This is a genomic window from Sphingobium sp. (assembly GCF_048594625.1).
In the GTDB taxonomy this organism is placed as follows: domain Bacteria; phylum Pseudomonadota; class Alphaproteobacteria; order Sphingomonadales; family Sphingomonadaceae; genus Sphingobium.
Window position 1 is genome coordinate 1 of record NZ_JBMDWL010000107.1, and the last position, 11,796, is coordinate 11,796.

The following is an 11,796-nucleotide window of genomic DNA, read 5'->3' on the forward strand; positions in this document are numbered from 1 at the left end:
GCCATCGACCGTGACCGTGCCGGCCACATTGCCCACATTGACGATCGCCAGTTCGCGCCGCTCAAGGAAGGGGTGACCCGCCGCCGACGCCGGCTCGGTCTGCGCGGGCAGCTGCACCGGCGCATCGGCCACCGCCACGCCACCGATCACGAAACGCTCCGCATGCGTATAGTTCAGCACGCATTCGCCATCCCGGAACAGGCCGCCGATCAGGTAACGATCCCGCAGCTCATCGTTCGATACGCATTCCATCATGTCAGGGTGCGTCGCATAATAGGTCTTCTCGAACATCGGGATTCTCCTCTCCTCAGCGCCTGTTGGACACCGGTGTCATGTGACAGGGCCTATCAGCTTGTGGCGGGCGGCGCAACCGATCCGCGTCGGATCAGCGTCGAACTGAACATGGACGGTTCATTGACCTCCGCCCCCTCCCCGATTGCCGTCCCGATCAGCTTGAGCGCCGCCGCACGGCCCATCGCAACGATCGGCCAGCGCACCGTGGTGAGTGGCGGCCACACCCGGGTCGTAACGGGGGTATCGTCGAAACCGATGATAGACAGCTCGTCCGGCACAGATATGCCGCGCAGCCGCGCAGCATAAAGAACGCCCGCCGCCATTTCGTCATTGCTGGCGAAGATCGCCGTGGGCCGCGGCGAAAGGTCCAGCAGGCTTTCCGATGCCGAAAGCCCCGATTCGAACGTATATTGGCCATCCGCTATCAGGCTGCGCGGCAAGCTGATCCCCGCTTCGGCCAGCGCCAGTTCAAAGCCATCGCGCCGCTCCTGCGCCGAACGGAAACCATGCGGCCCGGCGATCAGACCTATCCGGCGATGTCCCTGCGCGATGAGGTGGCGGACCGCATCGGCCACCGCTTCGCGATCGTTCGACGCCACCATATGTTCGGCATCGTCCAGCACCGCCGATCCCATGCGCACATAGCGACAGCCTTCTTCGTCCAGCATCCGCGCCAGCGCATCATTTTCCGACATGGGCGGCAGGATGACCACGCCGAACAGACGCTGGCGCGTCACGAAGCTGCGAATATCGTCCATGACAAGATTGGATCCACGGTCAACCGGGCGAATCACCAGTTCGAATTCGGTGCCGTGCAGCGCCTCCAATATCCCCTTTTGCATGCTCAATATCATCTGCACATTGGGATTGTCGTAGATCAGGCCGATCAGAAAATTGCGTCCCAGCGCCAGCGCACGGGCCTGTGGATTGGGGACATAGCCGGTTTCCCGGATAATCGCTTCCACCTTGTCGCGGGTTTCCTGATTGAGCAACGGCGAGCGGTTGATGACGCGACTGACGGTTTTCTTGGACACGCCGGCCATGCTGGCGATGTCGTTGATGGTCAGTTTGGGCGCCTGTCCCTCATCCTGTTTCTGTTTTGCCATGTCGCCTTATAACGTGGAATACGGCGGACGCCAGACGCGTCCGCTTGCCAATGACACCGGTTTCCATTACTCCATCGATCAAATCACGAAAAGGATGTTCGATGCGCGACAGCAATGGAGCAGGGATCATAGCGGACCATTTCGTGTCCGCACGGCGGGCCGCTACAGGATTTGCCGACTATCCCGGCACGCCGCCAGCCACATTGGAGGATGGTTACGCGATACAGGCGCTGGCGCTGGCGCAGATTGCCGATCCGGTCGCGGGGTGGAAGGTCGGGCGGATATTGCCGCCGCTGGATGCGCGCTATGGCTGCGACCGGCTAGCCGGGCCGATTTTCGCGTCGATGGTCGGCAAGGCGAGCGATGATGCCGAAGGCTTGATGTTCGCCGATGGCTTTGGCGCGGTGGAGGCGGAGTTTCTGTTTCGCATCGGCAAAAGCCCTGAACCTGGCAAACGACACTTTACGCTGGAAGAAGCCGCCGATCATGTCGATGCCGTCCATATCGGCATCGAAATCGCCAGCTCGCCCTTTCAGGGGATCAACAGCCTGGGACCGGCCGTGACGGTATCCGATTTCGGCAATAATAACGGCCTGCTGATCGGGCCAGAAGTCGCGAACTGGCGGAGCGGTGATTATGCCGACCAGACAGTGGTGACCCGGATCGACGGAGCGGAAATCGGGCAGGGTACGGCGGCCGCCTTTGCCAATGGGGCCATCGGATCGGTATCCTTCATTCTGGAAAATCTGATCGCACGGGGCATTGCCGTACGGCCGGGCTGGTGGATTTCCACCGGTGCGGTTACCGGTGTGCATCAGGTGCGGCCGGGACAGCAGGTGGAAACCGATTTCGGGGCGCTTGGCACGCTGCGTTGTCGGATGGTCGCCCAGCAACCCGATAACCAGCAAAGCAAATAAGAAGCGGACGACAAGAGTCGCGAACAGGAACAGGATGATATGAAGGACATGCCCATCCAGGATCGCCCGCCCACCCGCTATCGCTGGGTCGTGGTCGGGCTGTTGTTCGCGGCGACCGCGATCAACTATGTCGACCGTCAGATGATTGGGGTGCTCAAACCCACCTTGGCGAGTGAGATGCAATGGTCGGAAACCGACTATGCCAACATCGTCTTCTGGTTTCAGGCGGCCTATGCAGTGGGCTATCTGGGGTTCGGCCGGGTGGTCGACATGGTGGGCGCGCGCTTTGGCTATGCGATTGCGGTGGTCATCTGGACGATTGCCCATATGGCGCATGGCGGCGTGCATAGCGTGACGCAGTTCGCCATGGCGCGTTTTGGGCTGGGCGTTGGCGAATCGGGGAATTTCCCCGCCGGGATCAAGGCGGTGACCGAATGGTTCCCGCAAAAGGAGCGCGCCTTTGCCATCGGCCTGTTCAACGCGGGTGCCAATATCGGGGCGATCGTTACGCCCCTGCTGGTGCCATGGCTGACCATCGCCTATGGGTGGCGGGTCGCCTTTTACACCACGGGCATTTTCGGCATTCTCTGGCTGATCGCCTGGCTGACGCTGTATCGCAGGCCCGAAGAGCATAAGAAGATCTCCGACGGCGAACTGGCCTATATCCGGCAAGACCCTGCCGATCCGGTCGAACCCATCGGCTGGGGCCGCCTGATCACCGTTCGGGAAACATGGGCCTATGCCATCGGCAAATTCTGCATCGATCCGATCTGGTGGTTCTTCCTTTTCTGGCTGCCGGGGTATCTGGGCACGCGCTATGGCCTTGACCTGCTGAGTTTCGGGCCGCCGCTGGTCGCCATCTATCTGCTGTCCGATCTGGGCAGCGGGGTTGGCGGATGGATGTCCGGCCGGATGATGAAGGCGGGCAAGAGCGTGAATGTGGCGCGCAAGCTGACCATGCTGATCTGCGCCTGCGCCGTGGTGCCGGTCTTCTTTGCGCAATCGATCGACAATCTGTGGGTGGCCGTGCTGATCATCGGCATCGCGACCGCGGCGCATCAGGCCTTTTCCGCCAATCTCTACACATTGCCGTCGGACCTGTTCCCGCGCGGGGCGGTGGGATCGGTGGTCGGCATCGGCGGAACGCTGGGCGCGGTCGGCGGCATGGTGATGGCGAAATATGCAGGCTATGTGCTGGACAGCATCGGCAGTTACACGCCGCTGTTCGCGGTCGCGGCCAGCGCCTATTTCGTGGCCCTGCTGGCGGTTCACCTGCTGTCACCGCGACTGGAACGGGTGAGTGTGACGGCGGCCGACTGAGCGGCTCCGGATCGATCGTCAAAAGGCCCGTTGCGTAACGCAGCGGGCCTTTTCATTGGCGATGATCCCCCCCGGCTGAATGGGACAGCGAAGGCTTAACTTCGCACATTTCCCGCTTATTCGGACATATCATTATCAGGTTGGGTATTTTAATTACCATGCCCTTCCAATTGAACCTTTCCTGATATGACAGGCATGCAGGACTGTAGGACAGGCGCGGCCCAGTGCGGGATTGGCATTTCAGTCCGGCACCGGAGCGCGCGCATCGATCAGGCCATCGTCACGCAAGGCCCGCCAGAAATCGGCGGGGATCGGCATTTCCATCCATGCCAGCGCGCTGTCCAGATGCGGGGGCGAGGCAATGCCGGGAATGATGCTGACGACCGCCGGATGGGCGAGCGGGAATTGCAGGGCGGCAGCGCCCAGCGCCACGTCGAACCGGTCGCATTGCAACTCCATGCGTCGGACCCGATCGATGATCGCCGCCGGCGGATCGCCATAATCATAATGGACCGGGCCGCCATGACGAACGCCCTGCGCCAATATGCCCGAATTGAACGGACCGCCGACGACGATGCCGACATTGCGTTTCACGCATAGCGGCAACAGGTCGTCCAGCGCCGCCTGTTCCAGCAGCGTATAACGCCCGGCCAGTAGAATGATGTCGATGTCGGCATGGGCCATGATGTCGAGGCAGACGGCCGTTTCATTGACGCCAAGGCCGATGGCCTTCACTATGCCGTCGCGCCGCAATTCTTCCAGCGCACGCAGCCCGCCGTCCAGCAGTTCGCGCATGCGGGCATCATGGGCATCGCCATGAGCGAAGCGACCGATGTCATGGACATAGAGAATGTCGACATGATCGCGCCGCAGCCGTTTCAGGCTGGCTTCATGGCTGCGCATGACCGCATCATAGCCATAGTCGAACCGGCTTTCATAAGGTTCGGGCGACACGAAACCCTGCCTAAGCCGCGCAAGGTCTGCGTCCGGCACCGGATCGAGCCGTCGGCCGACCTTGGTCGAGATGATCGCACTGCCGCCGGGGTCCAGTGCCGACAGGGCATCGCCCAACCGCTTTTCGCTGAGGCCGAAGCCATAATGCGGGGCGGTATCGAAATGGCGCAGGCCCACCCCCCATGCCCGTTCGATGACATCATAGGCCGCCGCATCGGGAATGGCGCGGTAGAGATTGCCGATGGCGGCCGCACCAAAGCCGAGCCTGCCCGGATCGAGCCGCATCATGCCGTTCCCAGACCATAAAAGGCGCGCGCGGCTCCTTCGAAAAGGCGGGCGCGGGTCGCTGCGTCCGGATCACCGGCAAGGCGCAGCGCATCATCGACCCAGTCGCCATAGCTGTCCCCCATATGGAGCAATACAGGCCAGTCGCTGCCCCACATCACCCGGTCCCTGAAACTGTCGAGGATATGGGCGACATAGGGGGCCAGCGCATCCGCCGCCTGTCCCGGCGCCTGTTCGGTACGCAGGCCGGACAATTTGCACCAGATATTGGACCGCCCGGCGAGCGCCGCCAGATCGCCGCGCCATGGGTCAAGCAATCCGTCCGCCGCATGGGGTTTGGCCCCATGATCGATGACGATCGGCAGGTCCGGCCAGCGGTCGGCGAAACGGGCGAGGACGGGTAGATGGCGGGGCTGGACCAGTGCATCGAAACGCAGGCCATGATCCAGCATGGCGGCGATGGCGGGCGACAGGTCGTCGCGCAATATCCATTCGCTATCGGTTATGGATTGCAGCATCGGGCGCAGGCCGACACATTTAAGGTGTCGGGCAAGCTGCGCGATACGCGCAGGCGCCGCCGCTGTTTCCAGCGCGACCCAGCCGACTACGCCCAGCACCAGCGGATCGTCCGCAACCAGATCCAGCATCCAGTCCGTGTCCAGATCATCCGGTTGGGACTGGACCAATATGGTGCCGGTCAGGTTCATCCCCTGCGTTGCCCCGCGCAGATCATGGGGCAGGAAGTCGCGATGCAGCAGGGGCCATTCCCCATCGGGCCAGACCTGCCCCGGCCCGCCGATGCGCCAGAAATGCTGATGCGAATCCAGAATGCGCAATGCCGTCACGCTATGCCTTCCATTGTCGACGCTCTCTTCCTAAACAGCCGTGTCGCTTGCGCTTCTTATAAACATACTACATCATACAACATGATGGGCGGCTGTCCATGCCGCACCATCGGATTTCGGAAAGGACGTACCATATGAAATTATGCCGTGTCGGAAATGCCGGGCAGGAACGCCCGGCGATGATCGATGGCGGCGGCGCGATCCGCGACCTGTCGGCGCATATCGACGATCTGGACGGTGCGGCCATCGGTGCGGAGGGTCTGGCGAAACTGGCGGCGATCGATCCGGCCAGCCTGCCGCTGATCGAAGGGCCGGTGCGATATGGTCCGCCCGTCACGGGCACGCGCCAGTTCGTGGCGATCGGCCTCAACTATGCGGACCATGCCGCCGAATCCAACCTGCCCATTCCGGCCGAGCCGGTCGTGTTCAACAAATGGGTTAGCTGTATTCAGGGCCCGAACGATCCCGTCGCCGTCCCTGCCGGATCACGCAAGACCGACTGGGAAGTCGAGCTGGGCGTCATCATCGGCACGGCCGCGCATAATGTGCCGGAAGCCGATGCGCTGTCCCATGTCGCGGGCTATTGCGTGGTCAACGACGTGTCGGAACGCGAATGGCAGACCGAGCGCGGCGCGACCTGGGACAAGGGCAAGGGCTTTCCGACCTTCGGTCCGGTCGGCCCGTGGCTGGTGACGTCGGACGAGGTGGGCGATCCGCAGGCACTGTCCATGTGGCTGGACGTCAATGGTGTGCGCAAGCAGGACGGCAGTACGAAGACGATGATCTTCACCGTGGCGCAGATCGTCGCCTATGTCAGCCAGTTCATGACTTTGCTGCCCGGCGACATCATCACCACCGGCACCCCGCCCGGCGTGGGATTGGGACAGAAGCCCGAACCCTGGTATCTCAAGGCGGGCGATGTCGTCAGCCTGGGCATCGAAAAGCTGGGCGAGCAGGCGCAACAGTTCGTCTGACATGAAATCCATGCGCGCGCTTCATCCGATCGGGCGCATGGACGATGTGTCGATTATGGGCTGGATAGGTCGGCGGTATCAGCCCATGATCGCACTGGCGCCATCGGGCGGCCGGTGTCCGTTCATGCCCCAGCGCCCCTGCGAAGGATCGTTCGGGCCGCGTCCGTTGCCGACTGGAAGGCGACAGGCGAAGCGTGCGCCGCCATCGGCACGATTATGCGCTTCGATGTCGCCTTCATGCATGCGCATGATCGTCTGGCAGATGGTCAGGCCCATGCCCATGCCTGCATCCTTGGTGGTGAAGAAGCCGTCGAACAGGCTGTCCAGATGGTCGTCACTGATGCCCGGACCGGAATCCTCCACCGACAGTTCGACCATGGCATCGTCCAGCTGCCGCGTGGTCACGATGATTTCGCGCCGGGCATCGGCCGGGCCATGATCTATCGCCTGAATGGCGTTGACCAGAAGATTGACGGCAACCTGCTGAAGCTGAACCTTGTCGCCGCCTATGTCGGGCAGGCCCGATGACAGCGCCAGTTTGATATGGACCCGCTTTTCCAGACTGTCATGATGGATGATGCGCAGCGCATCGATCACGATGGCGTTGAGCGACAGGGTGCTCCACACCGGCGCCTGTTTGGATGTCATGCCCTGAATACGGCCGATGATGTCCGTTGCCTGCGTGGCGCTTTCGATCACGCGCCGGGTCAGCAGCTTGACCCTGGCCAGATTGGGCGGATCCTGCCCCAGTCGCTTGAGCGTGATTTCGCCATTCATCCGGATCGCCGATAGCGGCTGCTTCACTTCATGGGCGATGGATGTCACCAGTTCACCCAGCGTCGAAAGGCGCGCGGCATGGGCCAGATTGGCCTGATGCTGGCGCAGTTGCGCCTCGGCCGCCAGCCGATCGCCAATTTCGAGCATGATGACGAAGGTCGTATCCAGATCGTCGGTCGGACGGGGATAAACCGCCACGACCATCACATCTACCACGCGCCCGTCGAAGGTATTGACGCGCAATTCCTCCATATATGTTCGCCGCCCTTCGAAATGGGCGACCATGATGCGTTCGGCGGTCGCGATCGCAAGATCGAACAGATAACGGACCGGGCGCAGCAACTGCCTTTCGTCGTCGGCGCCCAGCAACAGGATGGCGGCGCGGTTGACCCGCGTCACCAGAACATTGTCGATCGCCGTTTCGACGAGGTTGGGCCGGTCGGCGATATAGCCGCGAATGTCGGTCAGGCCACTGGCCCGCAACTGTTCGAATTCAGTCCAGGCCCGTCTGGAATCGATTTCCCACAGAGCGATGGGCATGTGCTGGAGCAGGCCGTCGAGCAGGCCCGCCCGGCCATCCCCTTCCTTCCCAAAAGGTTCCACGGTGTCCCCCCCGCCCGCTGTTTCGGCAACGGATGCGCTGTTGCCAAATTCGACAATGTCGATCGGTCGACCGGATTGGTCGCGGCGCAGGGTCAACCGTACAGCAACCAAAACCGCCTGTCCGGCGCGGTCGAGCCGCTGAACCACGCCGGACCATTGTCCGACATGCCGCCAATCATCATGCGGTAGCCAGAATGATCCGGCGAACCGGTCCATATGGCGTCCGATGACATCCGTGGCGGCCCAGCCATAGAGATGCTGCGACGCGGCGTTCCAGTAACGGACCACGCCATCCAGATCGTAGATGACGATGCTTTCGCCCGCCAGGTCGATGATGTCGGACATCGCCGGGTCACAGGATGGTTCTGCGGTCAGGAGTCTGGATGTGCCCTGTTCCATGCGTCAGGCCGTACAGCCGCATCCTGCGGACGGGGCCGAATCATCTCCGAGCCGAATCAACAGCTTGTCGGAACCACAGGTGTCAGTCACGCCGGTCATCATCATCTGCCATTCAGATCGCGTTTCGATTGTTTCCTGCGGCCATCGGGTCATGGCCGAAGAAAGAACGGGCGCGAAACAAAGCGCGCGGTAGCTTGTTTTGCGGGGCGCGCGCCTGCATCTCAATCCCCGAACGGGTATCATGCCCCAAAGTCCATATTGACACAATCCAGCAATAATTTCCGCGCATTGCGATCGCGATTAAAGCCGAAGAAAATCTGTCTGATTTTGCGCGGGCGGCGCAATCTATCGTCGTCGGCGGCCTCCGTTGATTGACAAGCCTGTCACCATCCGCTCTAAACATCATACATATTATCTAAATTGAAGAGTGATATGGGACGCCTTGCTGGCAAGACGGCGCTGGTGACGGCCGCAGGGCAGGGAATCGGCCGGGCGACGGTAGAGGCATTCGTCCGCGAAGGAGCCTGCGTCATCGCTACCGATTTGCGCGTCGATGCCCTAAGCGACCTGAACGGTGCCCAGGTACAGGCGCTGGACGTCACCGGTGCGCAGGCCGTGCGCGCGATGGCGGCGGCGCATCAGGACGTCGACATCCTGTATAATTGCGCGGGCCATGTCCATGCAGGCACGATATTGGATTGCGAGGAGGAGGACTGGGCCTTTTCCAACAGCCTGAACGTCACCGCGCAGTATCGGGTGATCCGCGCCATGCTGCCCGCGATGATCGCGCGGGGCGGCGGGTCGATCATCAACATGTCGTCCATCTGTTCCAGCATCAAGGCGGTGCCCAACCGCTTTGCCTATGGCGCGACGAAGGCGGCGGTGATTGGCCTCACCAAATCGGTCGCGATCGATTTCGTGACGCAGGGCATAAGGTGCAATGCCATATGCCCCGGCACGGTGGAGACCCCGTCGCTGATCCAGCGGTTGCACGACACGGGCGATTTCGAAAAGGCCTATGCCGAATTTACCGCGCGACAGGCGATGGGACGGTTTGGCCGGGTGCAGGAACTGGCGGCGCTGGCCGTGTATCTGGCGTCGGATGAATCCGCTTTTACCACCGGCACGATCAACGTGATCGATGGCGGCTGGGTGAATTGACGGGTAGCGATTGGTGAACGGGCGCCGGGCAAGAGCGCGATGGAGAGCATGCAATGAAGCGGATGCGGATGCTGGCGGGATGCGGAGCGGCGGCATTGATGATCCCGGCCATCGCGACGGCGCAGGACGGCCCGGTGACGATCCATGTCGCGCCGGGCGGCAACGACCGCGCGCCGGGAACGCAGGCACGCCCCGTCCGGACGCTGACCCGCGCGCAGGCGCTGGTGCGCCAGCATAATGCCAGGCGCGACGTTACCGTGATGCTGGCGGACGGCACCTATAGCCTTGACGCGCCATTGCTGTTTCGCCGGGCGGATGGCGGCCTGAACGGACATAAGGTCATATGGAAGGCGGCCGAAGGCGCGCATCCGATGCTGTCCGGCGGCATGGTCGTGACCGGGTTCAAACCGTTCGATGAAGAACGCCGCCTCTATGTCGCGGACGTGCCGAAGGGGATCGACGCCCGGCAATTGTGGGTGGACGACACGCTGGCGGAAAGGCCATGGATGGAGGTGCGGGCGGCGGACCTGCGTTTCGGCGCGACCGGGTTCGACATCGTCAATCCCGACCTGCAATGGCTCTCGACGCTCAAACGCCCCGACCGGCTGGAGATGGAGGCGACGGGCTTCTTCACCGATCGTGTCTCGCCGGTGAAAGCGATCGACGGCGCGCGCGTGACCATGGCCCAGCCGGCATGGGACAATAATAGCTGGGGCTATGACACGATCACAAAGCCGATCTTCCCACAGGACAGCCGCCTGTTTCTGGTCAACGCGCTGGAATTTGTGGGCAAGGCCAATGAATGGCACAGCAAACCCTATCAATGGGTGGTCGATCCGCAGGCCGGGAAACTCTATCTGCGCATGGGGCCGGACGAGGATATAGCGCAGCGGCGCGTCGTCCTGCCCCGGCTGGAAACTTTGGTATCGATCAGCGGCACGCCCGACGCGCCGGTCGAAGGGTTGCGGTTCGAAGGGCTGCGTTTTTCGCACAGCAGCTGGATGGGACCGTCGCGCCCCACCGGCTATGCCAATCAACAGAGTGGATCGTTCCTGTCGGACGTTTCGCCCATCCGGCCCGCCGACGCGTGGGAGACATGCGGGTGGGGCTGCGTCGAATTTGAATCGATGCGGCAGAAATGGCACCAGATGCCCGCCGCCGTGCAGGTTTCAGCCGCGCGCGACATCCTGTTCCAAGGCAACCAGTTTTCGCAGCTGGGGCAGATCGGCCTTGGCATCGGCAATAATCCCGACGCCAATCTGTCGGGCGTGGGGCTGGCCACCGGCCATATCCGGGTGTCGCGCAACCGCTTCACCATCCTGTCGGGCAGCGCGATCATGGCGGGCGGGATCAGGGTGGACGCCCATCATCCCAAAGACGCCGCGCTGATCAACCGCGATCTGGTGATCGAGGATAATATCGTCGCCACCGTATCGCAGGATTACAAGGATAATGCCGCGATCCTGACCACCTATATCAGCGGCGCGCGCATCGCCCATAACGACATCAGCGACGCACCCTATGACGGGATCGCCGTGGGTTGGGGCTGGGGCTATAATGACGCGGGCGGCAACCCCAATTATGACGAGAACGCCAGGGGTTATGTCCATAATGTCGGATATGCGACCCCCACGACGCTGCGCGACACGATGGTCGAGGGGAACCGCATCCATGGGGTGAAGACATGGTTCATGGATGGCGGCGCGATCTATAACCTGTCCGCCAATCCCGATGCCGTCATTCGCGGCAACCATATTTTCGACATAGGCGACAAGATCGCCATCTATCTGGACGAAGGGTCGAAGCATTTTCGCGTGACCGGCAATGTCGTCGAAACGCGGGGCAAATGGCTGAACATCAACACGGCGGGCAAGATGTACCGGCGGCGCATTTCCACGGATAATGTCGCGACCGGCAACTGGCATATTTCGAACAGCACGGGCGGCCGTTGGCTGGCGGAAATCGGCAATGTCGCGCGCGACAATATATTGCAGCCCAATCGCGACTGGCCCGCCGATGCGCGAAAGGTGATCGATGAGGCCGGGGTGCGACCCCTGCGCTGAACCGGTTCGGGCGGATCGGCCGCCCTATCCCTTCCCCCCCTACTGGCCGCCCGATCCCTTCGAGCGGCCATTTTTTTGGGGTGAGCGCATCATTGCCG

The 11,796-nt window shown here is 62.1% G+C and carries 9 protein-coding genes and 1 pseudogene; 5 read left to right on the forward strand and 5 right to left on the reverse strand.

The genetic code is table 11. The features are described from left to right. Both ACOJSJ_RS14120 and ACOJSJ_RS14125 read right to left on the reverse strand, forming a co-directional pair. Positions 1-291, reverse strand: a pseudogene (locus ACOJSJ_RS14120) (5-dehydro-4-deoxy-D-glucuronate isomerase); the annotation flags it as partial. Between the two features lie 56 nt (positions 292-347). Next, a complete protein-coding gene (locus tag ACOJSJ_RS14125; RefSeq protein WP_420145612.1) occupies positions 348-1,400 on the reverse strand; it encodes a LacI family DNA-binding transcriptional regulator in 1,053 nt (350 codons plus the stop codon). 101 nt (positions 1,401-1,501) lie between these two features. Here ACOJSJ_RS14125 and ACOJSJ_RS14130 point away from each other — a divergent pair, with 101 nt between their 5' ends. Then, positions 1,502-2,317 (forward strand): 2-keto-4-pentenoate hydratase, encoded by an 816-nt coding sequence (locus ACOJSJ_RS14130; protein WP_420145613.1) that lies wholly within the window; start codon positions 1,502-1,504, stop codon positions 2,315-2,317. A gap of 39 nt (positions 2,318-2,356) precedes the next feature. Next, positions 2,357-3,637, forward strand: a complete 1,281-nt coding sequence (locus tag ACOJSJ_RS14135; RefSeq protein ID WP_420145614.1) for an MFS transporter — start codon at positions 2,357-2,359, stop codon at positions 3,635-3,637. A gap of 240 nt (positions 3,638-3,877) precedes the next feature. Here ACOJSJ_RS14135 and ACOJSJ_RS14140 read toward each other — a convergent pair whose 3' ends face one another. Both ACOJSJ_RS14140 and ACOJSJ_RS14145 read right to left on the reverse strand, forming a co-directional pair. Then, a complete protein-coding gene (locus ACOJSJ_RS14140; protein WP_420145615.1) occupies positions 3,878-4,879 on the reverse strand; it encodes an aldo/keto reductase in 1,002 nt (333 codons plus the stop codon). Then, the gene (locus ACOJSJ_RS14145) at positions 4,876-5,721 is read right to left on the reverse strand and encodes an amidohydrolase family protein (RefSeq protein ID WP_420145616.1); all 846 of its coding nucleotides are present in this window, start codon (positions 5,719-5,721) and stop codon (positions 4,876-4,878) included. Before ACOJSJ_RS14145 ends, ACOJSJ_RS14140 begins: the two co-directional genes overlap by 4 nt. A gap of 134 nt (positions 5,722-5,855) precedes the next feature. Here ACOJSJ_RS14145 and ACOJSJ_RS14150 point away from each other — a divergent pair, with 134 nt between their 5' ends. Then, positions 5,856-6,695, forward strand: a complete 840-nt coding sequence (locus ACOJSJ_RS14150; RefSeq protein WP_420145617.1) for a fumarylacetoacetate hydrolase family protein — start codon at positions 5,856-5,858, stop codon at positions 6,693-6,695. Positions 6,696-6,773: 78 nt separating this feature from the next. Here the strand turns inward: ACOJSJ_RS14150 and ACOJSJ_RS14155 are convergent, their stop codons facing one another. Then, positions 6,774-8,420 carry an ATP-binding protein gene (locus ACOJSJ_RS14155; RefSeq protein ID WP_420145618.1) on the reverse strand — a complete coding sequence of 549 codons (1,647 nt, stop codon included), beginning with the start codon at positions 8,418-8,420 and terminating at the stop codon, positions 6,774-6,776. A 486-nt stretch (positions 8,421-8,906) separates the two neighbouring features. On the opposite strand from ACOJSJ_RS14155, the gene ACOJSJ_RS14160 reads away from it, so the two are divergent. Next, positions 8,907-9,635 carry an SDR family oxidoreductase gene (locus ACOJSJ_RS14160; protein WP_420145619.1) on the forward strand — a complete coding sequence of 243 codons (729 nt, stop codon included), beginning with the start codon at positions 8,907-8,909 and terminating at the stop codon, positions 9,633-9,635. A 53-nt stretch (positions 9,636-9,688) separates the two neighbouring features. Further along, positions 9,689-11,698 (forward strand): right-handed parallel beta-helix repeat-containing protein, encoded by a 2,010-nt coding sequence (locus ACOJSJ_RS14165; RefSeq protein ID WP_420145620.1) that lies wholly within the window; start codon positions 9,689-9,691, stop codon positions 11,696-11,698. Positions 11,699-11,796 lie beyond the last annotated feature (98 nt).

Excerpts from the sequence above, each read along its gene's own strand:
- ACOJSJ_RS14150 (WP_420145617.1), top strand. The coding sequence starts at position 5,856 with ATGAAATTATGCCGTGTCGGAAATGCCGGGCAGGAACGCCCGGCGATG.
- ACOJSJ_RS14125 (WP_420145612.1), bottom strand. The coding sequence starts at position 1,400 with ATGGCAAAACAGAAACAGGATGAGGGACAGGCGCCCAAACTGACCATC.
- ACOJSJ_RS14165 (WP_420145620.1), top strand. The coding sequence starts at position 9,689 with ATGAAGCGGATGCGGATGCTGGCGGGATGCGGAGCGGCGGCATTGATG.
- ACOJSJ_RS14130 (WP_420145613.1), top strand. The coding sequence starts at position 1,502 with ATGCGCGACAGCAATGGAGCAGGGATCATAGCGGACCATTTCGTGTCC.
- ACOJSJ_RS14140 (WP_420145615.1), bottom strand. The coding sequence starts at position 4,879 with ATGATGCGGCTCGATCCGGGCAGGCTCGGCTTTGGTGCGGCCGCCATC.
- ACOJSJ_RS14155 (WP_420145618.1), bottom strand. The coding sequence starts at position 8,420 with ATGTCCGACATCATCGACCTGGCGGGCGAAAGCATCGTCATCTACGAT.
- ACOJSJ_RS14160 (WP_420145619.1), top strand. The coding sequence starts at position 8,907 with ATGGGACGCCTTGCTGGCAAGACGGCGCTGGTGACGGCCGCAGGGCAG.
- ACOJSJ_RS14135 (WP_420145614.1), top strand. The coding sequence starts at position 2,357 with ATGAAGGACATGCCCATCCAGGATCGCCCGCCCACCCGCTATCGCTGG.